The 26,961-nt window shown below is 36.6% G+C and carries 21 protein-coding genes; all 21 read right to left on the bottom strand.

What is annotated here, in order from left to right; all coding sequences use genetic code 11:
• Positions 1-184: 184 nt before the first annotated feature.
• Entirely contained in the window at positions 185-1,105 is a 921-nt protein-coding gene (locus ACQV2S_RS07575) for an ROK family protein (RefSeq protein ID WP_428885314.1), read from the bottom strand.
• A 605-nt stretch (positions 1,106-1,710) separates the two neighbouring features.
• Positions 1,711-3,255, bottom strand: coding sequence for a sodium:solute symporter (locus tag ACQV2S_RS07570; RefSeq protein WP_428873955.1), 1,545 nt, complete (start codon positions 3,253-3,255; stop codon positions 1,711-1,713).
• 86 nt (positions 3,256-3,341) lie between these two features.
• Positions 3,342-4,238: an N-acetylneuraminate lyase gene (locus ACQV2S_RS07565; RefSeq protein ID WP_428873954.1), complete on the bottom strand. Its 897-nt coding sequence runs from the start codon at positions 4,236-4,238 to the stop codon at positions 3,342-3,344.
• Between the two features lie 19 nt (positions 4,239-4,257).
• The gene (locus ACQV2S_RS07560; protein ID WP_428875318.1) at positions 4,258-4,941 is read right to left on the bottom strand and encodes an N-acetylmannosamine-6-phosphate 2-epimerase; all 684 of its coding nucleotides are present in this window, start codon (positions 4,939-4,941) and stop codon (positions 4,258-4,260) included.
• A 277-nt stretch (positions 4,942-5,218) separates the two neighbouring features.
• Entirely contained in the window at positions 5,219-7,042 is a 1,824-nt protein-coding gene (gene lepA / locus ACQV2S_RS07555) for a translation elongation factor 4 (RefSeq protein ID WP_428873951.1), read from the bottom strand.
• Positions 7,043-7,292: 250 nt separating this feature from the next.
• Positions 7,293-8,441 carry a molecular chaperone DnaJ gene (dnaJ, locus tag ACQV2S_RS07550; protein ID WP_428873950.1) on the bottom strand — a complete coding sequence of 383 codons (1,149 nt, stop codon included), beginning with the start codon at positions 8,439-8,441 and terminating at the stop codon, positions 7,293-7,295.
• A gap of 86 nt (positions 8,442-8,527) precedes the next feature.
• Positions 8,528-10,372, bottom strand: a complete 1,845-nt coding sequence (gene dnaK, locus ACQV2S_RS07545; RefSeq protein ID WP_428875319.1) for a molecular chaperone DnaK — start codon at positions 10,370-10,372, stop codon at positions 8,528-8,530.
• A gap of 51 nt (positions 10,373-10,423) precedes the next feature.
• Positions 10,424-11,056 (bottom strand): nucleotide exchange factor GrpE, encoded by a 633-nt coding sequence (grpE, locus tag ACQV2S_RS07540; RefSeq protein ID WP_428873948.1) that lies wholly within the window; start codon positions 11,054-11,056, stop codon positions 10,424-10,426.
• A 13-nt stretch (positions 11,057-11,069) separates the two neighbouring features.
• The gene (gene hrcA, locus ACQV2S_RS07535; RefSeq protein ID WP_428885313.1) at positions 11,070-12,098 is read right to left on the bottom strand and encodes a heat-inducible transcriptional repressor HrcA; all 1,029 of its coding nucleotides are present in this window, start codon (positions 12,096-12,098) and stop codon (positions 11,070-11,072) included.
• 151 nt (positions 12,099-12,249) lie between these two features.
• A complete protein-coding gene (gene ribF / locus ACQV2S_RS07530; RefSeq protein WP_428885312.1) occupies positions 12,250-13,185 on the bottom strand; it encodes a riboflavin biosynthesis protein RibF in 936 nt (311 codons plus the stop codon).
• Between the two features lie 3 nt (positions 13,186-13,188).
• Positions 13,189-14,109 (bottom strand): tRNA pseudouridine(55) synthase TruB, encoded by a 921-nt coding sequence (gene truB, locus ACQV2S_RS07525; RefSeq protein WP_428873945.1) that lies wholly within the window; start codon positions 14,107-14,109, stop codon positions 13,189-13,191.
• Positions 14,110-14,269: 160 nt separating this feature from the next.
• On the bottom strand, positions 14,270-14,656 hold the full coding sequence (gene rbfA, locus ACQV2S_RS07520) for a 30S ribosome-binding factor RbfA (protein ID WP_428873944.1): 387 nt from the start codon (positions 14,654-14,656) through the stop codon (positions 14,270-14,272).
• Positions 14,657-14,667: 11 nt separating this feature from the next.
• Complete coding sequence (infB, locus tag ACQV2S_RS07515; RefSeq protein ID WP_428885311.1) at positions 14,668-17,001, bottom strand: translation initiation factor IF-2; 2,334 nt, start codon at positions 16,999-17,001, stop codon at positions 14,668-14,670.
• 22 nt (positions 17,002-17,023) lie between these two features.
• Complete coding sequence (locus ACQV2S_RS07510; RefSeq protein ID WP_428873942.1) at positions 17,024-17,350, bottom strand: L7Ae/L30e/S12e/Gadd45 family ribosomal protein; 327 nt, start codon at positions 17,348-17,350, stop codon at positions 17,024-17,026.
• Positions 17,347-17,643: an RNase P modulator RnpM gene (gene rnpM / locus ACQV2S_RS07505; RefSeq protein ID WP_428873941.1), complete on the bottom strand. Its 297-nt coding sequence runs from the start codon at positions 17,641-17,643 to the stop codon at positions 17,347-17,349. Before rnpM ends, ACQV2S_RS07510 begins: the two co-directional genes overlap by 4 nt.
• Positions 17,644-17,677: 34 nt before the next feature.
• Positions 17,678-18,931 carry a transcription termination factor NusA gene (gene nusA, locus ACQV2S_RS07500; RefSeq protein WP_428885310.1) on the bottom strand — a complete coding sequence of 418 codons (1,254 nt, stop codon included), beginning with the start codon at positions 18,929-18,931 and terminating at the stop codon, positions 17,678-17,680.
• 24 nt (positions 18,932-18,955) lie between these two features.
• Positions 18,956-19,429 (bottom strand): ribosome maturation factor RimP, encoded by a 474-nt coding sequence (gene rimP, locus ACQV2S_RS07495; protein ID WP_428875324.1) that lies wholly within the window; start codon positions 19,427-19,429, stop codon positions 18,956-18,958.
• A gap of 116 nt (positions 19,430-19,545) precedes the next feature.
• Positions 19,546-23,859 (bottom strand): PolC-type DNA polymerase III, encoded by a 4,314-nt coding sequence (locus tag ACQV2S_RS07490; RefSeq protein ID WP_428885308.1) that lies wholly within the window; start codon positions 23,857-23,859, stop codon positions 19,546-19,548.
• A gap of 84 nt (positions 23,860-23,943) precedes the next feature.
• Entirely contained in the window at positions 23,944-25,197 is a 1,254-nt protein-coding gene (gene rseP, locus ACQV2S_RS07485; RefSeq protein ID WP_428875326.1) for an RIP metalloprotease RseP, read from the bottom strand.
• 18 nt (positions 25,198-25,215) lie between these two features.
• A complete protein-coding gene (locus ACQV2S_RS07480; protein WP_428873936.1) occupies positions 25,216-26,013 on the bottom strand; it encodes a phosphatidate cytidylyltransferase in 798 nt (265 codons plus the stop codon).
• Between the two features lie 25 nt (positions 26,014-26,038).
• A complete protein-coding gene (locus ACQV2S_RS07475) occupies positions 26,039-26,764 on the bottom strand; it encodes an isoprenyl transferase (RefSeq protein WP_428873935.1) in 726 nt (241 codons plus the stop codon).
• Between the last annotated feature and the right edge of the window lie 197 nt (positions 26,765-26,961).

Genomic DNA, 26,961 nt, shown 5'->3' with positions numbered 1-26,961 from the left:
CTTGACTAAAGAAGGTGAAGGAATCCCCTATTTTTTGTTAAAGCCTAGTAACCTACTTTTCCTTCTAAATACCCTTCAATCACTTTCATTTTCAATTCAGAAGCCTATTTTAGACATAAAAGGACCCCCAAAAGTTAGTTTTTAACTCGAACTTTTGGGGTCAATTCATAAGAATAGTTTTGAGTTAGTTTTTAATTTGTAGAACAAACCCATACTTTTTAATAAAGTAGTAAAGAGCTCCAATTCTTCCAGCTTCATTACTATACTTTGCAGCTAGGATAGCTTTAGGCAGAAAAATATTATTTTCAATTTTTGCAGCCAATTTTTCTAAAATAATTGGTAACAATATTTTATGTTGATTCATAATACCACCTCCTAAAACAATGTACTCTGGATTTATCAAATAAATAATTGGAAGTAATCCTTCTGAAAAGTTTTCAGCAAACCAGTTAATTGTTTCGATTGCGGCTGGATGATTAGTTTTATAGGCTTCAAAAATTATTTTTCCATTAGTATTACTTTCTCCAGTGAGCTGTTCAAAGTATTGACGCATAGCAGTCGTCGATGCTACATCTTGAAATCTTTTACCATTAACAGGTAAGTAACCAACTTCGCCGGCAGAAAAACCTTCTCCATGATACAATTGACCATTAAGGATTAAAGCCCCGCCAACACCCGTGCCAATAGTCAAACAAACTAATGAACTATTGCGTGCAAAAGCTCCAATTGAAAATTCAGCAAAAGCTGCCGCATTGACATCATTTAGAACAACACAAGGTAAATCAAAGTGATGGTTAATGGCTTGCTTAAAATCAGTTCCTACATAGTCAGGAATTGTATAACCTGCATAAACTATCTTTCCTTGTTCAGGATCGACTACCCCTGCTGAAGAAATAGCAACCCCCTCTAATTTTTTGTTGATTTGCTTAAGACTTTTAATCGTTTCACCAACTAAATTTAAAACATATTCCATAATATGATTTGATTTTTTTAAGGAATCTATCGGTGTTTCCTCTTCTTTAAAATAATTAAAAGAATGCCCCTTCTCATCATAAACATCACTTTTTATCGTTGTACCGCCAATATCAATCGCTAGTATATGCATTTTTTCACTTCCTCTTATACAAAATTACAGTGATAGAAATAATATATCTTATTCTATTTTTAGAGTAGTCATCATTTAATGGCCTTATTACTAATTATTCATTTTTTCCCTTACCTACCACCTTAAAAATAGGGAAAAGACGCTTAGCCCTTTCCCTACTTAAAATGTTACACATTTTATATTTCCCCTTAAAAACAGCTTTTTTAATTGTTTCTATCTGGTCAACAATTTTGAACATCTTCACGATCAAAAACTAAGATTTGTCCAGGCTGAATGATTCATTCCGATAATGGTTGAGCGTGAGGTTTTTGCCAGCCATCCTTTTCTACATAATCTTTTCATTGAACATTTCCATTAAAGTTATGCCAAATTTTTTCCTGACCTTTAGTAGGAACAAATACATCAAGATAGCTAGGATAACTTTGCCAAACTCTATGGTCATCTGTCGTAATCTCCTATTCTAAGATATTAAAATAAAAGTCATCGGAAACCATATGGGGCCAAGCTGGCAATCACTTAAGTCATTATTTTCTTTTAAAAGTTAATGACTCTTAGTATCGCTTCTCGCTTGATTTGATCTATTTGATTTAAATCATAAAGTTTCATTAATGTCTTACCAACCAGTCATTATTCGCTTTAATCTCAGAAATATCATAGACAGTGGTGAATTTTGGAGCAGTCGATGTCTCATCTTTAACCATTATCGATACAAGATAACCGACAATTAAAGATACGCCTATTGAAATAAGCGAATAAACCCAAATGCTTACCTTTTCTGCAGGAAGACCGTATTTAATGAAAATCATTACTAAACTTGAAACAATTAGTGCAGCATAAGCACCAATTTTGTTAGCTTTTTTAGAGAATACCCCTAGCATAAAGACTCCACCTAGAACCCCTAAAACGAGTCCCATGAATCCATTAAACCATTCATAGGCTGATTTAATATCAGAGTGTGCAAGAATAATTGAGATAATAATGGAGAAAATTCCAACGCCTAAAGAAATCCAACGCGCAATTTGAGTTCGTTTGGCGTCATCTAAATTCTTAGAAATCACCTCTTGTATGTCCAATGTCCATGAGGTAGCGACAGAGTTCAAACCTGTCGATAGAGTTGATTGACTGGCAGCAAAAATAGCTGCTAAAAGAACACCGGTAATACCAACTGGTAAACGATAGGCTATATAGTAAGTAAACACTTGATCTTGAGCTACTAAAGCGCCAGGATCACTCGGATTTTGTAATTGATAATAAGCGAATAATCCCGTCCCAATAAGATAAAACATAGTCGCAATAAAAATAGATAAGACACCATTGGTAAACATCATTTTATTCAATTTTTTAATATCTTGAGTGGTAGTGAACCGTTGCACGATATCCTGACTTGAAATATAAGATGACAGTGTATTAAAGCCAGCGCCAACAACTAGTAAAAAGATAGAAGATTTTAAAAGGTTCGGATCAAAAATCGGTTCGTTAGGGGCAATAAATTTGTCTTTAGCTAACAAATTCATGATTGGTTGGAAACCGCCGTCTAAGTCCTTGACTAAAAAGCCTAGAGTCACAGCAACACCTACTAACAAAACAGATCCTTGAATAAAATCGGTCCATAAAACTGATTTAATCCCACCAGTATAAGAATAAATAATCGCAATTACACCCATTACCACAATTAGCCAATTGACTGAGATTCCAGTTAATGTGGCTAAAGCAGCAGAGGGTAGATACATAATAATAGACATACGACCAATTTGATAGATAATGAACAAAATAGCACCGATTGCTCGCAAAAGTCTAGAGTTAAACCGTTGCTCTAAATAATCATAAGCAGTATCAATATCCATTCTGGCATAAATAGGCAGGAAAAATTTTATAGCAAAAGGAATTGCAATAATCATCCCTAATTGCGCAAACCACAATAACCAAGTTCCCTTATAGGAGTTACCTGCTAAAGTCATGAAAGAAATCGGACTTAACAAGGTTGCGAAAATAGAAACCGAAGTTACATACCAAGGGATTGAGCCATCTCCTTTGAAAAACTCTTTACCAATCATATCTTTCTTAGAAAACAGTAATCCAGCAAACAAAACAGCTACTAAATAAATAACTAAAATAATAAAATCGATTGTTGTAAAGCCTTCTTGTGCCATAGTTAAACTCCTTTTCAATTTCACATGCTTAGTGAAGCATAACGCTATATAAAATATTCTTTAATTACCTAAGTCTTTTTAATTAATTATAAATAATTTTTAAAAATTCGTTCTGCTTCTTCTTTTTGGTCGGCTGTCATCGAAGCCATCGGTTTACGACTTAAAAACTCCCCTTTATTCGCACCCTGTAATTGTAAAATACTTTTAAGAGTTGGATATAAACCGTTTGCTAGCACTGCTTCAATTAAATCATTACTCTCATTTTGTAGCTTAAGTGCTTTCTCATGGTTGCCCTCATTGACAGCTTCTAAAATGCCACGAGCTCGCAAACCATTTACGTTATATGTCGATCCGATTGCTCCATCAACATGATAGATAGCAGCTGGATAAAGCATCTCATCAAAACCTGAATAGATTAGTACATCTGGAAACGCTTTACGTAATCGTTCTAATAAGAAAAAGTCTGCAGCAGTAAACTTAACACCAACAATATTGTCTAATTCAAATAATTCCTTAAATTCTGCCATCCCCATATTAATACCTGTAAGAACTGGGATTGAATAAATAATTAAGTCATTATCAACAGCTTCTGTAATATCTTTATAATATTGTTTAACCTCAGCGAATGAAAACTTATAATAAAAAGGAGTTACTGCTGAAATTGCGTCATAATCCAAATCTGTCGCAAATTTACCGAGTTCAATTGCTTCATAAACATTGGGACCACCAACTTGTGCAATGAGTTTCACTTGGTCTTTCACTTCATCTTTAACAATTTCAAAAATTTGTTTTTTAATGGCCATATCTAATAAGAAATTTTCACCAGTTGAGCCTCCTACATATAGCCCTGCTACCTTCATATTATCAATATTATGACGGACTACTTGACGTAGCCCTGCTTCGTTAACTTTGCCCTTTGAATCAAAGGGTACCAAGAGGGCTGAGATAATACCTTTGATTTCTCTAGCTGTTTTTTTTGTCATTTTATTTCCCCCTATTAATCTATTGGTTATGAATAGCTTCGACAAATTTTTTTGTAATTAATTGAGGTCTAGTGATAGCTGAACCAACTACTACACTATATACCCCAAGCTCTAAAACGTGTCTTACTTTTTCAGGAGTATCAATATTACCTTCAGCAATAATTGGTTTGTTGATTGTTTCAACCGCTTGACGGATGAGTTGAAAATCATTGCTTTCTATCTTATCTTTCTTACTTTGTTGAGTATAACCTACCAAGGTTGTACCAATATAATCAAAACCAATTTGTTCAGCCATTTTCATTTCTTCTAAGGTTGAACAATCAGCCATCAGCTTTTGTTGGGGATACTTTTCTTTAATCTTTACCATTAAATCACTTAATGATTCTCCGTATGGCCTCGTAGATGCAGTTGCATCAATTGCTATGATTTCCGGCCTTGCTTGCATTAACTCATCCACTTCAGTCATCGTAGGTGTAATAAAAGCATCAGCTCCATCATAAACCCGTTTAATAATGCCAATAATTGGCAAATCGACTTGTTCTTTAATTGCTTTAATATCTTCAACTGAATTCGAACGAATACCTTTAGCTCCACCTTCTTTAGCAGCTAAGGCCATTCGTGACATGATAAAAGAACTGTGCAAAGGTTCATCTTCTAAAGCTTGACAAGAAACAATTAATTCCCCTTTTATTCCTTCAATCATTCAATAACCTCCTTTATCAAAGCGCTTTCTAATTTAAAATTATACACATCACTTTGTAGCATTTCAATATTTTATGAAAAGACAGTGAGTTTTCTGAAAACAAAAACTTTTATTATACTTATTTAAAAAGATTTTAATTGATTATTTATCATAAAAGTAGCTTACTTACGTTCTCTAAAAGAGGTTGGTTCAAAATGAAAATTAATATTGCTTTATAGTAATAAGAAAAACCCATCTTTGAATTCTCAAAGATAGGTTTTTATGAACCGTTATTCTTTTATTCTTCATCCATTTGTAAGACAGCCATGAAAGCTTCTTGTGGAATTTCAACGTTACCGACTGATTTCATCCGCTTTTTACCTTCTTTTTGTTTTTCTAATAACTTCTTACGACGGGAGACATCCCCACCATATAATTTAGCTGTAACATCTTTTCGATAAGCCTTAATGGTTGTTCGTGCGATGATCTTATGTCCAATAGCTGCTTGGACAGGTACTTCAAACATTTGACGTGGGATAATCCCTTTTAGTTTTTCAACTAAAGCACGACCGCGATTATAGGCAAAATCTTTATGCACTATAATCGAGAAGGCATCAATGACATCAGAATTAAGTAAAACTTCTAATTTTACTAGATTAGACTCTTTATAGCCAATTAATTCGTAATCTAAGGAAGCATAGCCTTTGGTTGATGATTTCAACTTATCGAAGAAATCATACACAATTTCAGCCATTGGTAGTTCATAAATTACATTTACCCGGAAATCATCCAGATAATCCATCGTAATAAAGTTACCACGCTTGCGTTGAGATAGTTCCATTACAGCGCCCACATAATCATTTGGTACCATAATAGTCGCTTTTACATAAGGTTCAAAAATCTTATCAATCTCTGTTGGATCTGGCATTTCAGATGGGTTGTCAATCAAAAGCTCTTCCCCATCCGTCTTTTCAACACGGTAAATAACTGACGGAGCAGTGGTAATTAAATCAATATCAAATTCACGCTCAAGTCTTTCTTGAATAACATCCATATGCAGTAAACCTAAAAAGCCTGTTCGGAAACCAAAGCCTAGGGCTTGCGATGTTTCTGGTTCAAAGTGTAAAGAAGCATCATTTAATTGTAACTTTTCAAGTGCTTCCCGCAAGTCATTATAATCGGCCGAGTCAACCGGATAGAGACCGGCAAAAACCATTGGATTTAATTTGCGGTAACCATCCAAGGCCTCCTCAGCTGGATTATCCGCTAGGGTTATAGTATCTCCTACACGGGTATCTTGAATGGTCTTTATACCTGCGGTTAGATAGCCAACATCTCCTACCATCAAGAAGTCTCTTTTGAGAGGACTCGGTGAGAAAATTCCAACATCAATCACTTCAAACTCTTTACCATTACTCATTAGACGGATGGTGTCACCTGGTTTGACCATACCATTCATCACTCGAATATTTAAAACAACCCCACGATAAGCATCATAAGCAGAGTCAAAAATAAGAGCCTGTAAGGGGTCTTCTATATCTCCCATTGGTGCAGGAACTTTCTCAACTATTTGCTCTAAAATCTCATCAATACCGATGCCTGACTTGGCAGAAGCAAAAACCGCTTCTGAGGCATCGATGCCGATAATATCTTCAATTTCTTTTTGAACCCTTTCAGGATCGGCTGAAGGCAGATCGATTTTATTAATAACAGGCAATATTTCTAAATCATTATCCACTGCTAAATACACATTAGCCAAGGTTTGGGCTTCAATTCCTTGTGCTGCATCGACTACTAGAATGGCTCCTTCACAAGCAGCCAAAGATCTTGAAACCTCATAAGTAAAATCGACGTGACCAGGGGTATCGATTAAATGGAAAATATAATCAATGCCATCTTTAGCCCGATAAGTCAGTTCCACTGCATTCAATTTAATGGTAATTCCTCGTTCTCTTTCCAAGTCCATGGAATCTAACAATTGCTCTTGCATATCACGATCAGCCACTGTATGTGTTTGTTGTAAAATACGATCAGCTAGTGTGGATTTACCATGGTCAATATGCGCAATTATCGAAAAATTACGGATTCTTTCTTGTCTATTCTTCATTTCTTCTATATTCACTTGACTTCACTTCCTTTTCAAGCCTCTTATCAATAGCTAAGGTCTATCTTATCAAAAATGAGTGATTTTGAATAGTTTTCTTTCACTATGGTATTTTAATAAATGAACTACTCAATAAAATCTTTATTTATTCTTTAAAATTTCCTATCTAGAAGCTAATCAATCTTATTTTGATTCCAATTGATTTAAAACTTTTCTAAGCAAGTAAAAAGCATCAGAGCATATTGAATACCCTGATGCTAGCCTATTTTTATTCACCATGAAAAATATCACGCATCTTATTAAAGAAGCCACCTTCTTGCTCTTTAACATTAGCACCCATTTCTTTAGCTAACTGTTTAAATAATTCATGCTGTTTGTCAGTCAGTTTAGAAGGAGTAACGACTTTAACCGTTACTTGTTGATCTCCCGTATAACCTGAGCGAACACTCGGTGCTCCTTTGCCTTTTAAGCGGAAAGTGGTCCCTGTTTGTGTGCCAGCTGGAACCTTTAACTTCACCTTACCATGTACCGTTGGAACTTGGATTTCATCACCCAAGGCCGCTTGAGAGAAAGTGATGGGTAGCGTGTAATAGATTTCCGTACCATCTCGTTTAAATTCCTTACTTGGTTCAACATGGAAAACTACATAAAGGTCTCCATAAGGTCCACCATTTGAACCCGCCTCACCTTGTCCTGAAAGGCGAATTTGATTACCTTCTTCAACACCTGCTGGCACAGTCACTTTAACAGAATGACTAACGGATTCTATACCAGAACCATGACAAGTGGTACATTTTTCTTTAATTTCTTTACCTGTCCCACCGCAGACATCACATGTGGTTTGCGTCATCACACGACCAAAAGGAGAGTTTCGTTCTACCTGAATAGTCCCTGTGCCATGACACTTGTGGCAAGTAACGGGCTCAGTGCCTTCCTTGGCACCTGTTCCGTGACAGGTATGACATTCCTCATTACGATTATATTTTATGGTCGTTTCTTTACCAAAAATAGCTTCTTCAAAGGTTAAATTAATACGATATTGTAGGTCATTACCCTTACGAGGAGCATTGGCTCTTCGTCCTCCTCCAGCAGATCCACCAAAGAAAGTATCAAAGATATCTTCAAAGCCAAAGCCTGCACCACCAGAGAAGCCACCAAAACCACCACCGCCAAAGCCGGCTCCAAAGTTAGGATCCGTTGAAGCATGGCCGTATTGATCATAAGCAGCCCGCTTTTGACTATCACTTAGGACCTCATAAGCTTCTGCAACTTCTTTAAACTTTTCGTCAGCTCCTGCATCTTTATTAATATCCGGATGGTATTTTTTGGACAGTTTACGATAAGCCTTTTTAATGTCAGCATCACTGGCATCGCGAGATACACCTAAGACATCATAATAGTCTCTTTTATTTGCCATTTTGTCCCTCCTTACACATTTTAATTCTCCTGATAAAAGACAAGAGTCGAGGACTTAGCCTAGACTCTTGCTAAAGTATGTCTTAATTACTCGTCGACTTCTTCAAAGTCAGCATCGACAATATTATCATCAGAAGATGATTGAGCATCAGAGGCATCTGTTTGATTTTCTTGAGCAGCTTGAGCTTGTTGAGCAGCTTGCTCGTAAAGTTTAACGGATAGATTTTGAATCACTTCATTTAATGCATCACGTTTTGTTTTCATTTCTTCTAAATCATTTGCTTCAACAGCTGCTTTCAATTCATCACGAGCTGTTTCTGCTTTAGTCAATTCATCTTCAGAAATGTTATCATTATCTTTCAATTCATCGATAGTCTTATTAGTTGTAAAGATCATTTGATCGACTTCGTTGCGTAAATCAGCTTCTTCACGACGTTTCTTATCGGATTCAGCATTTGCCTCAGCATCTTTAACCATACGTTCGATTTCTTCATCGGATAAACCTGAAGAAGATTTTATAGTAATCGTTTGTTCTTTTTGAGTACCTAAATCTTTGGCTGAAACGTTCACAATACCGTTTTTATCAATATCAAAGGTAACTTCAATTTGTGGAATGCCACGAGGTGCTGCTGGAATATCAGTTAATTGGAAACGACCTAAAGTCTTATTATCTGCTGCCATTTCACGCTCACCTTGTAAAACGTGAACATCTACTGCTGGTTGATTGTCAGCTGCTGTAGAGAAGACTTGTGATTTAGAAGTTGGGATAGTAGTGTTACGGTCAATTAATTTAGTGAATACACCACCCATTGTTTCGATACCAAGTGATAATGGCGTAACATCTAATAGAACGATGTCTTTAACATCACCAGAGATAACGCCACCTTGGATAGCTGCACCCATAGCAACTACTTCGTCTGGGTTAACCGATTTGTTAGGATCTTTTCCAGTTTCTTTCTTAACGGCTTCTTGTACAGCAGGAATACGTGTCGATCCTCCTACCAAGATTACTTCGTCAATTTCAGATTTGCTTAAACCAGCATCTTTCAAGGCTTGACGAACTGGCCCTTTAGTTCTTTCTACTAAGTCATGCGTTAACTCATCAAATTTAGCACGAGTTAAAGTTGTTTCTAAGTGTAATGGCCCATCAGCTGTCGCTGTAATAAATGGTAAGCTGATTTGTGTAGAAGTCACACCAGAAAGATCTTTCTTAGCTTTTTCTGCAGCGTCTTTCAGGCGCTGTAAAGCCATTTTATCTTTAGAAAGGTCAATAGAGTTTTCTTTTTTAAATTCTTCAACTAAGAAGTCGATAACTTTATTATCAAAGTCATCTCCACCTAGTTTATTATCCCCTGCTGTAGATAATACATCAAATACGCCATCGCCTAATTCAAGGATTGAAACGTCAAAAGTTCCTCCCCCTAAGTCAAAGACTAGGACTTTTTCTTCAGCATCGGTTTTATCTAAACCATACGCTAAAGCTGCAGCGGTTGGCTCGTTAACAATACGTTCAACTTCTAAACCTGCAATACGTCCAGCATCTTTAGTTGCTTGACGCTGAGCATCGTTAAAATAAGCAGGAACAGTGATAACTGCTTTCTCAACCTTATCGCCTAAGTAATCTTCAGCAAATGATTTCAAGTGTTGTAAAATCATAGCTGAAATCTCTTGAGGTGTATAGCTCTTACCACCCATTTCAGTCTTAAAGTTATCTTCTCCAATATGACGTTTGATGGAAGCTACTGTGTCAGGGTTTGTAACTGCTTGACGCTTAGCTACTTCACCCACTTGAATCTCATTATTTTTGAAAGCTACTACAGATGGAGTGGTACGGTTTCCTTCTGGGTTAGTAATAATCTTTGCTTCTCCACCTTCTAAAATGGAAACAGCAGAGTTTGTTGTACCTAAGTCAATACCTATAATTTTAGACATATAATCTACTCCTTTAAAAATTTATTTTGGTTAAAACTAAGTGCTTAATAATTAGGCGGACACAATTACCATGGCCGGGCGAATGATGCGATCATTAAGGATGTATCCTTTTTGTAGAACATTCACTACAATATCAGTGTCTTGTCCTTCAGCCGCTGGTTGGGTGGTTACCGCTTGATGATAATTTGGATCGAATGTTTCGTTTAAGGGATTGATCACTTCAATTTTTTCTTCTTTAAATGCTTGTAAGATTTGATCATACACCATTTGGATCCCTTTGTGGATTGCTTGACTCTCTTCTGAACTTGCTTTGATTTGCAAAGCGCGTTCAAGATTATCAATAGCATCTATTAATTTATTAGCTAAAGATTGAGATCGATATTTAGCAGCTTCTTGTCTTTCACGACTATTAGATCGTTGCATATTAGCAATTTCAGCCTGTAGGCGTAAATTTCGATCCTCCAAATTCTGAATACTTTCTCTTAATTCATCTTCAATGGAAGAAACTTCCTCTACTGGTGCTGCTTCAGTTTCTTCATTTACATCATTTACATCATTATTCAGACTATCCTGATTTTTTTCTGCTGAACTTTCAATGACTTCATCTTCTACTAACTTTTCTTTTTCATCGTTAAGTTCTGCAGAAGATTGCTTGTCATTCCTCTTTTTATTTTCTTCTGTCACTTGATGACCTCCTTTATTGATTAAATTCTTTTAATATCTGCTCCATAAGGACAATCATGCGTGAATAATGCATCGTCGAAGGTCCTAAGATACTTAAAGACATTTTGCTTAAGTCTTGTGTGAAGGTTCCCGTCACTAAAGATAAATGACGCATCCCTTGCGGAGCAAACTCTTGTCCGAAAAGAACTTCGATTCCATCTTGACGTTGTTCAAAGAGATCAAATAATTCATTCGATCCATCAATCAAATTGAATAATTTTTTGTATTCATTGTTGGAATAACGCTGATCCAAACAATCAAAAAGATTATTCTTGCCAGAAACAAAATAACGCGTTCCTTTAACTTGTTGAATTGACTTCTCAACTAAAGGAGAAAAATCAATCGAAGTTGACAATTGTCTTTGCATAATCATCGGAATAGTTAATTTAGTCCGCTGATAAGCATCTTCTAATGTAATACCTCGCAATTCTGAATTAAGAATTGAACGCATTTGACGTAAATCATCTTCCTCAACCGGATATAAGGTTTGGAACATTTTATTTTCCACATGTCCTTGATCCGATAATAAAATAGCCATTATTTGATGGTTACTTAAAAGCACTAACTTAAAGTCAGCCACTCGATGCTCTTCATTATTCTGTCCAAAAACCAAGCAAGGTAATCCAGTTAATGAGACCAATAAATCCGCAGCAATTTTCGCCATCTTAAAATTCTCTTGTCGGCGATTTAAGAAGATTTCGCTAACTGCTTTGAGATCTGCTTCATAGGATTGCTCCCATGAATCATTCTCAATTTTAGTGATCAGACGATCTACATAATAACGATAGCCTTCATAAGAAGGTATTCTACCACTTGATGTATGTGCCTTAACCAGAAAGCCGTTTTTTTCTAAAACAACCATCTCATTACGAACAGTTGCCGGACTTATATCAAGAAAACTCTCCTTGAGTAAAGTCTTTGACCCGATTGGTGCCTCTAAATTTGCATAAAGGCGAACAATTAATTCTAAGATTTGGTGTTGTCTGGCTGTTAATATGATCAATCACCTCACATTATTAGCACTTATTCATACCGAGTGCTAACTGTCTCTATCTTACTATCCTCCATCACCTTTGTCAAGGGATTATGCCCATAAAATTAAAAAAATTAGCACTCTCAATTCTAAAGTGCTAATTATGTCTATCGATCCTTGATTATTTAAAGTACGCCCGTGTATGGTCTTGATCCTTTTCAAGTTGATTAATCAAACCTTCAATACCATCAAATTTAATCTCTCCACGCAAGTAATGATGCCACTTTATACGAACCTTTTCCCCATAAATCATGCGGTCAAAATCTAAAATATAAACTTCAATGGAGAGTTCTTTCACATCATCAAAGGTAATATTATATCCAATAGATGCCATGCCCATATACCATTGGGCTTGAACACAAATTTCGACAATATACACCCCTATGCTAGGTGTTAACTGACCATAATCCATTGCCACATTCGCTGTTGGAAATCCTAATTTTCTCCCTCTTTTTAAGCCATTGATGACAAGTCCTCTGGTTTCATAAATGTAACCTAATTCTTGGTTAGCTAAATCAATATTACCATTTGATAGCTGGTATTGAATTTCACTTGAAGAAATCTTATGGTCACCGATTGTCTTTTTAGGAATTTCGCTAATTTTAAAGCGTCCTTGACTATGGTCAACCAGAGTTTGCATATTAGCTATCTCTTTCAGACCGTATGTATAGTCAAAACCTGCCACCACATGAACGGCATTCAAATTAACCATGTAGTTGTCCACGAACTCTTGTGGACTCTGAGCTCCCATGGCTGAAGTGAACTCAGCAATATATAAAATATCTACTCCATTAACCTCCATCAGTTCTATTTTACGAGGGTTATCACTTAAATAAAAGTAGTGATTCGGATGGATCTGTTGATAAACAAGACGAGGAGTATGGTTAAAAGTTAAGACGGCTAAAGGGACTTGATAATGATCTGCTAATTCGCGCCCCTTTTTGATAACTTCTTGATGGCCTAAATGAACACCATCAAAAAAGCCTAGAGCTAAAACGACTGGTTGGTCATATAGTTGTTCTTGATCGTAAGGATGTGCTAAATAAATTGTCTGCAAGGCTTAAACTCCTTCCATTGGAAACATCTTAATAGGTTTTATTAAATTCTCTTTGCTAGGATGTGGGCCGTAAATTGCTAACAAACGGTCTTGATAAAATAAGGCAGTTGGTTCAATAAGCCTGTCATTAAAATAATTAATGTCTAAAACTTTTCCATGTTTAATGTCTGTAAACTGTTCTGGATTTAGTTGGATTTTTGCATAGTCAGAAACTGCCGTTTCAATGGGGTGAACAGCTGTATTTAAGGAGTCTTTTTCTGCTAATTGCCTTAATTCATCTAAGCGATAACTATCCGCTTGACGATAACCCGCTGCTTGAGTTCGCACTAATTGGGACATGTGGCTAGGATATCCTAATAACTTACCGCAATCTACCGCTAAGGTTCTGACATAGGTCCCTTTACTGCACTTTACTTCAAAGGAGAAAGTTTGCCTTTTTTCACTGGTGTGATATTGTGACGGAGCTAAACGCTTGAAGTAGTCGATAGATACTTGACGTTCAGGCCTTTCTACTTCAATACCTGCTCGGGCATATTCATAGAGTCTTTTCCCTTTGACCTTGACTGCCGAGTAATAAGGAGGAATCTGGCTGATTTTGCCTGTTAATGAAGCCATAGCTTGATCAATAACTTGATCATCAACGGCTTGTTCTACTAATTTCTTTGCAATAACTTGTCCCTGGGCATCTTCCGTATCGGTGGCTTGACCTAAAGTGACTTCTCCTTGATAGATCTTTTTGCTATCCATTAGTATTTCAACTAACTTGGTTGCCTGTCCTAAACAGACAACTAAAACGCCCTCAACTTCAGGATCCAAGGTCCCACAATGGCCTACACGCTTCATTTGAAAAATCTTACGCATTTTAAATACTACATCATGACTCGTCATGCCCTTTTCTTTCCAAACAGCGACAATTCCGTTCATTCAAGCCAACCCCTTTATTAATAACAATTATGATTATACTTTAATTGGCACTTGCTTCCAAGCAAGATTCTTAATTCTACAAGAATAAAAGAGCTGTTTTACCGCCTCTCATTTAATGAGAGCAGTGAAAAAACAGCTCTTGATTTGTGAAAACTTAAGATTATTGCTCAGTCTGAACTGAGCTTGCTTCATCAAAAGATTCAGATTCATGCAATTGATTTAATAATGAATCGATTCGACTACCATAGTCTACTGATTGGTCTCTTTCAAATTTAACTTCGGGAACCTTATAAAGACTTAAACGACTTCCAAGTTCCGAGCGAACTTTACCAGTTATTGCTTTCAAACCATCACTTGTTTTTTGTCTTTCTCCGGCTTTATCACTTAAAGTAGAATAAAAAATTGTAGCATTTTGTAAGTCGCCTGTAAGCTCTACATCAGTAATAGTAACCCCTTCAACACGAGGGTCTTTAATCTCTTTTAGAAGAATATCATTAACTTCTCGCATTATTTCTTGACGAACACGTCCTATACGATATTTAACCATTTCATACTCCTTTATTTACGTTCAACTTCGACCATGCGATAGGCTTCAATAATATCATCGACTTTGATATCATTATAGCCTTCAATCATAATTCCACATTCTAATCCTTTGTTTACTTCTTTAGCATCATCTTTAAAACGTTTCAAACTGGCTAGATCTCCTTCATAAATAACGATGTTATCACGTATCAAGCGTACCTTGCTCGTGCGTTGAATGAAGCCATCTAAAACAAATGAACCAGCGATGGTGCCTAATTTAGAAACAGAATAGGTTTCACGTACTACTGCTTGCCCTGTTACTTCCTCAACATACTCAGGGTCCAGCATTCCTTTCATAGCTGTTTCAATTTCATCAATTACATTGTAAATAATATTATGGAGACGAATATCTACTTGCTCTGCTTCTGCTTGTTGTTTTGCTTGAGGAGTTGGTCGAACATTAAATCCTACCACAATTGCTGATGAGGCATTAGCTAAAGTAATATCAGCCTCATTAATTGCTCCTACCGCCTGATGGACAATATTAACTTTTACTCCCTCCACATCTATTTTCATCAATGAAGCAGCTAATGCTTCTACTGAACCTTGTACATCTGCTTTTAGGATTACGTTAACTGATCTTAACTCACCTTCTTGTAAGGTTTCGAAAAGATTATCCAAAGTAACTTTCTTCTTAAGGTCTCTTTGTTGTTCTTGAGCCTTCTGAGCTCTTTCTTCTCCAACTTGACGAGCTGTTTTTTCATCTTCAAAGACCACAAACTGGTCTCCTGCTTGAGGAGCATCATTCAAGCCTGTAATTTCCACCGGCATGGATGGACCAGCTGAGCGAATACGACGCCCTTGATCATTGACCATTGTTCTTACTCTACCATAGGTGTTACCCACAACAATTGGGTCCCCTATATGTAGGGTACCATGTTGAACTAATAAAGTCGCAGTGGCACCGGTAGCTTTATCTAAGCGCGCTTCAATGACTGAACCTAAAGCTAAACGGTCTGGGTTAGCTTTTAATTCTTGAACTTCTGAAACCAGAAGAATCATCTCTAATAACTCATCCAAATTAGTCCCGTATTTAGCTGAAATATTAACAAAGATATGTTCGCCACCCCAGTCCTCAGAAATAATACCATGTTCAGATAATTCGGTCATTACCTTATCTGGATTGGCTTCAGGTTTATCAATTTTGTTAATCGCTACAATTATCGGTACATCTGCAGCTTTGGCATGATTAATCGCTTCAACCGTTTGAGGCATCACGCCATCATCTGCTGCAACAACAATAATTGTAATATCAGTCACATCTGCACCACGTGCACGCATGGTTGTAAAGGCAGCATGTCCTGGCGTATCAAGAAAAGTGATTGGCTTATCATTTAAAACAATTTGATAGGCACCAATATGTTGAGTAATTCCACCAGCTTCTCCTTCAGTCACTCTCGAATGGCGGAAGGAGTCCAAGAGACTGGTTTTTCCGTGGTCAACGTGACCCATAATTGTAACAACTGGTGGACGAATGCTTTGATTATCATCAGCAGCAGCTTCTTCAAAATAATGATCTAAGTCTGAAACTTCAACAACAACTTTTTCAATAGGTTCAACGCCATATTCTAAACAGATAATTTCAATCACTTCTTTAGAAAGTGCCTGGTTTTGATTGACCATTACCCCTTGTAGCAATAGTTTTTTGATAATTTCAGTTGCATCTCGGTGGAAGCCTTTAGCAATATCTTGTACATTCATTCCTTCAGTATAGTAGAACGCTTCTGGAAGGTCTTTATGCTTACGAGCTGTTAAGCCTTTAGACTCTTTTTGATAGTTACTATTTTGCTTACCACGACGGCCACGACGGCGATCGCCACGACTTCTTTTGGATCCACCAGTGGATTTATTTGAAGAATTACTTTGATTGCTTTGATTTGCTTTTTGACCCTCTACAGCTTGTTTACTATCAGTTGATTTCTTTTGCTTAGAAGCTGCCTTTTCATTAGGATTTTTAGACTTAGTGTTAGGGTTTGTATTATGACCTTGTGCTTGAGAATCTTTTTGAGAAGAAGGCTTTTTAGAAGCTTTCGACTTGTCTTCATCCTTGCGCTGCTTGGCATCTTTGTGTTGATTGTTTTTTTGATTTGATTCTTTAGTAGCTTCCGTCTTCTTAACATCCTTTTTGGTTTGTTTACCACTAGTCTTCTTATTTTGTAAAGCTTTCTTTAATTGTTCTTGTTGTTCTTGCGTTACCGAGGACATATGGCTATTAAATTCAAAACCATTATTTTCAGCAAGCACTAAGACTTCTTTTGAAGTCATATTGTTTTGTTTAGCAAATTCATATATACGAATAGTACTCATACAAACACCTTCCTATCTTGTATTATTGATTATTCATTGTATTTTCTCCTGTCACATAAGATAAAAATTTTTCAGCCATTCCTCGATCGGTTATGCCGCAAATTGTGCGTGATTTGCCGATTGCATGGCTGATTTGATATTTTGTAAAACGATGATTAATGGCTATTTTTTTTTCACTAGCCAAACGATGGTAGCGATCACTAGTGGAATCACTGGCATCAATCGCTAAAATCAAAAGTTTAACTTTTTTGTTCTTTGTGGCTTTAGTGACTAAATCGTCACCGGAAATTAACTTAGAGGCTCTTTGAGCCAAACCTAATAAATTGAGTTGTTTTTCTTCTGGGCTCATAGTAGTTCTTTTCGCGCCTTTTGGTGGTCTAGAAAGCGATAAAGTTCTTGATAAAACTCTTTATCAATCTCCATTTCAAATGTTCGATTAAAAACTTTTTTCTTTTCCGCTTGTATGGCTAACTCTGGATCCAAGGAGATATAGGCTCCTCGTCCATTCTTTTTACCAGTTGGGTCTATTTCAATGGTACCTTCTGGGGTTCTCACAATACGGATTAAATCTTTTTTGGGATGAGATTCACCAGTAACAACACATTTGCGCATGGGAACTTTTCTTTTTTTCGCTTGGCTCATTTCCATCCTCCTTTGATGTTAATAAATTAAGTGCTTATTCTTGCTCTGATTCTTCAGTTTCTTCAAACGCTTGCTCCAGCTCTTCATCAAGTGATTCCTCTGCCGATTCACGATATTCTAAATCAGCTTCTGCTGGATCGTCATCTATCTGGCTGGAAGTCTCTTGAAGCATTTCTTCAAGATTATCTAAATCCTCTGCAAGATTTAATTCTTCTTGTCCAGTTGATTCAACTGCTTTTTGTTCAATTAAATATTCTTGATAGCTAGTCTCAGACTTAATATCAATCTTATAACCAGTTAAACGAGCTGCTAAACGAGCGTTTTGTCCTTTTTTACCGATGGCTAAGGATAACTGATAATCTGGTACCACAACAATACAAGAATGATTATCTTCATCAAACACAACATTAATCACTTCTGCTGGATTCATAGCATTTTTTATGAAGGTAGAGGGGTCTTCATCCCATTGAATGATATCCATATTCTCACCATTTAATTCATTGACAATACTTTGAACTCGAGATCCTCTCGGACCAACACAAGTTCCAACTGGATCAATATTAGAATCACGCGAAGAAACTGCAACTTTCGAACGGTCGCCCGCTTCACGAGCAATTGAGATTATTTCCACAACACCTTCGTAGATTTCCGGAACTTCTTGCTCAAATAATCTTTTAAGGAAATCAGCATGTGAGCGTGAAACAACAATCTGTGGCCCCTTACTAGTTTTATCTACCTTGACTACGTATACTTTTACCCGTTCATCCATTTGAAATTGCTCAGTTGGAATCTGTTCACTAGCCGGCATTATGGCTTCAACTTTACCTAAGTTCACATAAACATTGCGAGCATCTGAACGTTCGATGATTCCTGTTAAAATTTCATCTTGATGCACAATAAATTCATCATAAATAATATCTCTTTCAGCCTCACGTATTCTTTGCATAACGACATGTTTAGCGGTTTGAGTAGCAATTCTTCCGAAATCTTTAGGAGTCACTTCAAATTTAATCTTGTCTCCTATTTCATAGGCACGATTAATCTTCAAAGCTTCTTCTAGAGAAATTTCTAAAGTAGAATCATAATTGATATCCACAACTTCCTTAACTGAATAAACTTTAATATCACCGGTTTCTTCGTTAAAAATAACTTCCACATTTTGTGCTTGATCATAATTTTTTTTGTAGGCCAAAATCAAAGCAGACTCTAAAGCTTCTTTAATAACTTCAGGCTTTATCCCTTTTTCTGCTTCAAGAACCTTCATGGCATTTACTAATTCTTTGCTCACACTTAACTCTCCTATCTCATCTTGCTAAAACTTAACAGCAAGTCTTGCCTTAGCGACACCCTTCTTATTAATTTCAAGTTCTTTAGTGACTGTTTTAATTGGAACCTTCAATAGATAATAATCCTCCGTCACATCTAAAAGAACGCCCTCATGTTGTTTTTCACCGTATTGAGGGGCATAGTAATCAAAGTGGACATATTCACCAATGGCTGACCGAATTTGCTCTTCATTTTTCAAAGGTCTTTCAGCTCCTGGTGAGGAAACTTCTAAAAAGTAAGCTTCCGGAAAAGGATCTGGTTGCATAGTGTCTAAAACTTCAGAAATTTTTTCTGAAATTAAAGCACAATGATCTAAATCAATGCCCCCTTCCTTATCAGCATAGATACGGAGAAACCAATGCTTTCCTTCTTTTAGATATTCAATATCAATAAGTTGACAATCTAAGGATGCGATAATTGGCTCCACTAGCGGCTGAACTTTGTCTATCACAATACTCATCAATTCACCTCTTCATTTTTATTTTGGTTGAATAATAAAAGAGCGAGCGTTTCCGCCCACTCCTCCTCGAATAATTTGCTAAATAGAGTATATCATATTATCTATTCATCAACAAGTTAGAAGAGTGACAGCTGGTCTTCATCTGGTAAATCAGCTAAAACACCATTCTCTTCTAAATATTCCATAATTGTTTTCGAAACTTTACCACGTTTTTGTAAGTCTTCTTTAGAAATAAAGGCTGCTTGCTCTCTAGCTTCTACAATCGATTTAGCGGCCCCTATTCCCAAACCAGGAATTGTTCTAAAAGGAGGGATCAAACTCTCGCCATCGATAATAAATTTAGTGGCGTCTGATTTTTCCAAATTAATCATTTGGAAAGTTATCCCTCTTTCTAGCATTTCATTCGCTAGTTCTAAAACAGTTCGCAAGCTATTTTCTTTTACTGAAGCATCCATTCCCTTGGCCATAATTTCTCTTAAGCGATGTTTAACCATTTCCTTGCCTTGATGCATGGCAATGATATCAAAGTCTGATGCCCTTACCGAAAAGTAAGCCGCATAATAGAATTTAGGATAGTGAACTTTGAAGTATGCCACCCTCAGTGCCATCATGATGTATGCAGCCGCGTGAGCCTTAGGGAACATATACTTAATCTTCAGACAAGAGTCGATATACCATTCTGGAACATTATTCGCTCGCATTTCAGCTTGCCAGTCATCAGGAATTCCTCTTCCTTTACGAACATGTTCCATTATTTTAAAGGCTAAGGAATCTTCTAATCCATATTGCATCAGTGTCACCATGATATCGTCACGACAACCAATTACCTTAGCTAAGGGTACAATATTCTTTTGAATCAACTCCTCAGCATTGCCCAACCAGACATCCGTACCATGCGATAAACCAGAAATTTGTAACAACTCCGCAAAAGTTGACGGCTTGGTCTGAGTCAGCATCCCTCTGACAAAACTGGTCCCAAATTCTGGTACCCCTAAAGTACCTGTATCAGAAAAAATTTGCTCTTTTGTGACACCTAAGACTTCAGGACCTGAGAACAAAGACATCACATCAGGATCAGAGAATGGAATTTCTTGAGGATCAATACCTGAAATATCCTGTAAGAAACGTATCATGGTCGGATCATCGTGTCCTAATATATCTAATTTCAGCACATTATCATGAATAGAATGGAAGTCAAAGTGAGTCGTGCGCCATTCTGAATGAATATCTTCGGCTGGAAATTGTATAGGCGTAAAGTCATAAACATCCATATACTCAGGAATAACGATAATCCCACCTGGGTGTTGGCCGGTTGTTCGTTTCACCCCTTCAATTCCTTTAGCCAAGCGCTCTTTTTCAGCTTGAGGCACTTGGGTCATGGTATTTTCAAGATAACCCTTCACATAACCAAAGGCCGTCTTTTGTGCAACGGTGGAGATAGTCCCCGCACGAAAGACATGGTCTTCTCCAAATAAAACTTTAGTATAAGCATGAGCTTGCGGTTGATATTCCCCAGAGAAGTTAAGATCAATATCGGGTACCTTATCCCCTTTAAAACCTAAGAATGTCTCAAACGGTATATCCTGTCCGTCTCGCTTTAAATCTTTACCACATGATGGACAGGCTTTAGGCGGTAGATCAAAACCTGATCCAACTGAGCCATCCTTAAAAAACTCGTTGTAATGACAATCCGGACAGTAATAATGTGGCACTAAAGGATTAACTTCGGTTATTCCAGTCATTGTCGCTACAAAACTAGAACCTACGGATCCCCTTGACCCAACTAGATAGCCGTCTTGATTGGATTTTAGAACCAGCTTTTGCGAAATTAAATAAATAACGGCAAATCCATTAGAGATAATCGAATGTAATTCTTTTTCCAATCTTTTTTCAATTAATTCTGGTAAAGGATTTCCATACATTTCGTAGGCCTTGCCATAGGCCAAATCACGAATTTTTTGATCAGAGCCTTCAATATTTGGTGTGAATAGTTTTGAGTGGATCACTTCAATGTCGTCTTCGACCCAATCGGCTATTTTATTCGAATTAGTTACCACTAATTCATAAGCCAAATCTTCTCCTAAGAAAGAAAACTCTTCTAGCATCTCATTAGTCGTTCTAAAATGAAGTGGTGGGAAATGGAGGTCGCGATTAGCATTGCGTTTTAAAGACTTGAGTAATATTTCGCGGTAAATCGAATCCCGTTCTTCTAGGTAGTGAACATCTCCAGTAGCCACTAGTAACTTGTTATGTTCATTGGCTAGCTTAACCATTCCTTGCATGATCTTAAACAAATCTTCACGAGATCTAATCAAGGTTTCTTCAATCAGGGTGTCATAGACAGAAGGGGGTTGAATTTCTAAATAATCATAATATCCTACTAATTCACTAGCTTCTTGATAACCCTTCTGCATCAAGGTTGTAAAAACTTCTCCATTGGAGCAAGCGGAACCGACAAGTAAATTTTCTCGATACTGATTTAAGACAGACCGTGGTATTCTGGGTTCGCGATAAAAATACTCCACATTGGAAATAGAAATCAGTTTAAAGAGATCTTTGAGACCTGCTTGATTTTTAGCAATTAAAGTAGCATGAAAAGGTCTTATCTGTTTATATGCATCACCTTTACCCATCTCTTTATTCAACAGATTATGGTGGGTCATTTGATATTGCTCATTGGCTTGTTCTAGTAACTTAAACAAGATATGACCCGTTGTTTCCGAGTCATAAATAGCTCGGTGGTGTTGTTCTAAAGTTACACCGTAACGCTTGGCAAGATTGTTCAATCGGTGTCCTTTTATATTAGGGTTTACCAACCTTGATAGGGCAAGTGTATTAATCACTGGTAAATTATTCATAGCTATGCCATGACGCACATAGGCTTGATTAATAAAGCCCATATCAAAGGAAGCATTATGTGCCACCAAAATGGTGTCTTGTGTAAATGCTAAAAATTTGTCTATTACTTCTTTTTCACTTGGTGCATCTTCTAGCATAGCATCGGTAATGCCTGTCAGTTCTGTTGTAAAGGATGAAAGTGGATGACCAGGATTAATAAAGGCCTCGAAAGTATCAATTACATTCCCCTTGTGCATCTTAACAGCAGCTAATTCAATCATACGATCATAGACAGAGGATAATCCGGTCGTTTCCACGTCAAAAACAACATAATTAGCTTCTGAAAGATCATGATCACTTTCATTATAAGCAATAGCTTCACCATCATTAACAATATTAGCTTCAATACCGTAAATCACTTTAATATCGTTTTCTTTACCCGCATAATAAGCTTCTGGGAAAGCTTGAGCACCAGCGTGGTCGGTAATAGCTATAGCTGAATGTCCCCATCGAGCCGCTGTTTTAATATAATCTGAAACACTATTGGTCGCATCCATTTGAGACATATTAGAATGTAAATGGAGCTCTACTCTTTTTTGACCTTCAAAGCTATCTTGACGTTTTTTAGGATTTAACTTACGAATCGAACGAGGCCTAAAATCTAGTTCACCAGAATAATTATCTGGGACCATATCCCCTTCCATTCTCAGCCAGTCTCCTACTTGAAACTGATGAATTTGCTCCTTAGTTAAGCGTCGTCCAGAAATTAATTTGACAGCCACAGAGGAAGTATAATCCGTCACTTTCATGATGGATAAAATTTCTCCCGATCGTAAATCACGGATATCATTGGCGAAGACATAACCTTCGATTACTTGTTTGTATTGATTTTCTGGCAAATCAATAATAGGAGTAGCTGTGATATTAGGGATGTCTTTTCCTACTGGCTTAATTTCACTAATATTGACTGATTGTTTCTGCTTTTCTTGTTTTTTCTCTTCATTTTCAATCGCTTCTAGTAGGTTTTGATGATCCAATTCTTCTAAACGCTGTTTAGTTGTTAAATGAGTGGCATCGCTTAAGGATTGATCAACATAGTAAATGATTTTTATTCCTTTAAAGCCTACTTGATCAAAGTGTCTTTTAATTATGTGATCGTATTTATTATCAAATGTATCTACTTGACTCTGACTCGCTAAACCTATTTCAAATAGTTTTGTACTTGCATCATAAGAAATGGAGGCATCTTGTAAACAAACTCTTAAAAAAGGTGTCTCATTCATAATAACAGTTTTTATTTTTTCCCAATAATCCTCAATTAACTGACGATTATCAGTTTCAGCCTTATCAAAGTGCCACCATATTTCGGTTTCTACTATTTGAGCAAAAGCCTGTCGCATAGTAGTTAGTAATAAGTAATAGAGGTCTGGGTGAATCCGCTGTGGGAATCTCAAATGAAAAATCCAGCGTTGGCTGTCTGCTAAAACTTCCACTTGCTCAATTTGACCTCCTGCTAATGCACTTAGAATGTCTGGATCTGTAATGTTTAGTTGCTCCAATAAAACATCGAATAAAGTTTTTTCTTTGCTCATATGAATCCTTTCTTTTTACTTGTGTCGCATTTAATTTTACAATGCATCACTTAAAAAAACCCGTAAAAGACAGGGATTTTGTTCCTAGAAAAATGCTCGCATAATGTCATTCCAAGTAACTGCAATCATCAAAATCAATACTAAAACAACCCCTACCATGGTAACTAAACCTTCTTTTTCTTGGCTGAGAGCTTTACCTCTAACTAATTCAATTAAGTTCAGGACAATTTTCCCTCCATCTAATGCCGGTATCGGTAATAAATTAACAATTCCTAGATTGGTGGATAAGGAGGCAAGAAAAGCAACCATATCGATCAAGCCTTCATTAGCAACCGTGCTAGTTGCCTGAGCCATTGCCACAGGTCCTCCTAACATATTTAAATCAAAACCACGTGAAAATAATGTAGCCAAGGCCGAAAGGACCATGATGAAAGTTCGATAGGTAGCTGTAAAACCAAAAAACAAACGATCTTTAAGCGATGTCGATTGACTGACGGTAATTCCTAACGAACCATATCCCAATTCATTCTCCTCCAATTGGAGTTCTTTTTTAATGACTTGGTCTTGTCTTTGAATTTCTAATCGTACTGTCTCTTTAGGGTATTGGGCAATTAAATCCACTAAGCCTTGCCAATCTTTGGTCTCTTCTTCATTAACTTTAGTGATTCGATCCCCAGCTTGCAAACCAGCTCCTGCAGCAGGACTGCCCTCAACCACTTGACCTATTTGATTGGTAGTGGTAGGAATTCCTGGAAGCATTAAACCGACTATCGCAAAAGCAACAATCGATAAGATAAAGTTATTAAGTGGCCCACCAAAATTAGTGAGAATCTTATGCCAAACTGGAACTGATTCATAACGCGTTGCTAAGGGGGCTACACGAATAATGGTTCCATCTTTTTCAATGATTTCTGCTTGAGGATGGACATGATAAGTTTTAAGAAATTCTTCCCCTTGTTCATAAACTTCAAGAGTCATCTCATTTACCAAATCGGCCTTATCTAATCGAACAGGTAGTTCATTGATATCACTAGTCTCACTAAGGTTAATTTTAATAACCTTATTTTGTTCATTGAAAGTTAAACCTAAAGATTGTCCCGGTTGAACTTCAGCTTCTTCATTTAAACCAGCTAAACGAACATAACCTCCCATTGGTAAAGCACGAATAGTGTAGGTGGTCCCATCTTCGGCTTGTTTTGAAAAGATTTTAGGTCCCATCCCTAGTGAAAATTCTCTCACTAAGATGCCTGCTTTTTTAGCCCAATATAAGTGCCCAAACTCATGAATAATCACAATAATCGAAAAGATAATTAAGAAAACTAAAACTGTTTTTAACATCGCTTACTCCATTTCTAATTAAACACCTAAAAAGTTATTCCATACAACAAACATGATGCTGGCAAATATTGTTGAATCAAAACGATCCAATACTCCCCCATGTCCTGGAAGTAATTTGCCCGAATCTTTCACACCAAAGTCTCTCTTATAGGCGGATTCTACTAAATCACCGAACTGACCAGCTATAGAGATAAGAATGGTTAAAAAGCCAAGATATTGTGGGTTTTTTATTTCAACCGTAAAAAAGAGACTGTAAATACTAGCGACTACAAAAGCGGTTGCTACGCCACCCAAAGCTCCTTCTACTGTTTTGTTAGGACTTATTCTGGGAGCCAGCTTATTCTTCCCATACTTTCTACCTATTAAATAAGCTCCAGTATCCGTTGACCAAATCACCAAAAGAACATATAGAATAGTCGTTAAACCAAGGTCTCTAATCATTATTAAATAACGAAAGCCAAAACCTATATAAAGCGAAGCAAAAATTAAAGTGGATGCATCTACAAAATTAAAACGTTGATAATTATAAACCGTCAAAATCAACAATAACATTCCTGCTAAATAAAAAATCATCAAGGGGTCTGCTTCAGAAAAAATAGGACCAAAATATTTCTCTGGTAAGAGGACCGAGGCTAAGGCTAAAGTTGATATTAAGCCTATTTCATTTAAATAATCGATTTTTTTCATCTCAGCCATTTCGTACAAGGCTATTGCACCCAACAACATTATACAATAGCTAAACCATTTCCCACCCAAGATGACAAATGGTAGATAAATAGAGATCCCAATAATTGCTGTAATGATTCTTTGTTTCATTTTGATCCCTACTCCTTTCTAACATTTAAGAGATTTTACCGAATCTTCTCTGTCTTTCACTATAAGCTGCAATCGCTTGATCAAAGTCTTCAGTTGAAAAATCAGGCCATAAGACCTTTGTAAAATAGAATTCACTATAAGCTAATTGCCATAATAAGAAATTGCTGAGTCTTAATTCACCAGAAGTTCGAATCATCAAGTCTGGATTTGAGTATGAAGCAAGATCTTGAGTCATTAGAGACTGATCAACTAATTCTTCGGTAATTTCTTCTGGCTTTATTTCATTTTTTAAAACTGCCTGACTAATACTTTGAATGGCTTGAACTATCTCTTGACGTCCACCATAATTTAAAGCAATGTTTAAAATCAATCCACTATTATCCTGCGTTTTTTCTACTGCTCGATCTAAGATTTTCTTAGTTTCTTCAGGTAAACGATTAGCATTACCAATATAGGTAACTTTAACATTATTTTCCATTAATTGAGGCATGAAGGATTCAAAAAAGTCTTTTGGCAAAGACATTAAGTAATCCACTTCATCCTTGGGACGCGCCCAATTCTCTGTAGAAAAAGCATAAACCGTTAATACCTTGATTTTAAGTTGATGTGCACGAATGGTAATTTTTTTGATGGTCTCGACTCCCTTTTTATGCCCCATTACTCGAGGTAAAAAACGCTTTTTAGCCCAGCGACCGTTACCATCCATAATAATTGCAACATGGTTAGGGATCTTCATATTATCTAAATTCATGGTTGTTTCCTTTCAGTAGCATAAATACCTTTTAATTATAGCAGAAAGAAATTGTATATTAAAAGAAAACTAGAAGAAGTTGTTTAATCATAAAATTCTAGTCATTCATAATAAAAAATCAAGTCAAGACTTCTTGACTTGATTCAGACTGTAGACAAAGTCCTCTAAATCACCAACCTATGGTGATTTAGAGGGCT

Origin of the sequence: Facklamia sp. P13064 (assembly GCF_050409425.1) — a bacterium.
Lineage (GTDB): Bacteria > Bacillota > Bacilli > Lactobacillales > Aerococcaceae > Facklamia.
The sequence above is the reverse complement of the archived record's forward strand: the minus strand, read 5'-3'. Positions and strand labels throughout refer to the sequence as shown.

Coding starts and splice junctions, on each gene's coding strand:
- ACQV2S_RS07575 (WP_428885314.1), bottom strand. CDS start 1,105: ATGCATATACTAGCGATTGATATTGGCGGTACAACGATAAAAAGTGAT.
- ACQV2S_RS07570 (WP_428873955.1), bottom strand. CDS start 3,255: ATGGCACAAGAAGGCTTTACAACAATCGATTTTATTATTTTAGTTATT.
- ACQV2S_RS07565 (WP_428873954.1), bottom strand. CDS start 4,238: ATGACAAAAAAAACAGCTAGAGAAATCAAAGGTATTATCTCAGCCCTC.
- ACQV2S_RS07560 (WP_428875318.1), bottom strand. CDS start 4,941: ATGATTGAAGGAATAAAAGGGGAATTAATTGTTTCTTGTCAAGCTTTA.
- dnaJ (WP_428873950.1), bottom strand. CDS start 8,441: ATGGCAAATAAAAGAGACTATTATGATGTCTTAGGTGTATCTCGCGAT.
- dnaK (WP_428875319.1), bottom strand. CDS start 10,372: ATGTCTAAAATTATAGGTATTGACTTAGGTACAACAAACTCTGCTGTT.
- truB (WP_428873945.1), bottom strand. CDS start 14,109: ATGAACGGAATTGTCGCTGTTTGGAAAGAAAAGGGCATGACGAGTCAT.
- rbfA (WP_428873944.1), bottom strand. CDS start 14,656: ATGGTTAAATATCGTATAGGACGTGTTCGTCAAGAAATAATGCGAGAA.
- infB (WP_428885311.1), bottom strand. CDS start 17,001: ATGAGTACTATTCGTATATATGAATTTGCTAAACAAAACAATATGACT.
- ACQV2S_RS07510 (WP_428873942.1), bottom strand. CDS start 17,350: ATGAGCCCAGAAGAAAAACAACTCAATTTATTAGGTTTGGCTCAAAGA.
- rnpM (WP_428873941.1), bottom strand. CDS start 17,643: ATGAGCCAAGCGAAAAAAAGAAAAGTTCCCATGCGCAAATGTGTTGTT.
- rimP (WP_428875324.1), bottom strand. CDS start 19,429: ATGAGTATTGTGATAGACAAAGTTCAGCCGCTAGTGGAGCCAATTATC.
- ACQV2S_RS07490 (WP_428885308.1), bottom strand. CDS start 23,859: ATGAGCAAAGAAAAAACTTTATTCGATGTTTTATTGGAGCAACTAAAC.
- rseP (WP_428875326.1), bottom strand. CDS start 25,197: ATGTTAAAAACAGTTTTAGTTTTCTTAATTATCTTTTCGATTATTGTG.
- ACQV2S_RS07480 (WP_428873936.1), bottom strand. CDS start 26,013: ATGAAACAAAGAATCATTACAGCAATTATTGGGATCTCTATTTATCTA.
- ACQV2S_RS07475 (WP_428873935.1), bottom strand. CDS start 26,764: ATGAATTTAGATAATATGAAGATCCCTAACCATGTTGCAATTATTATG.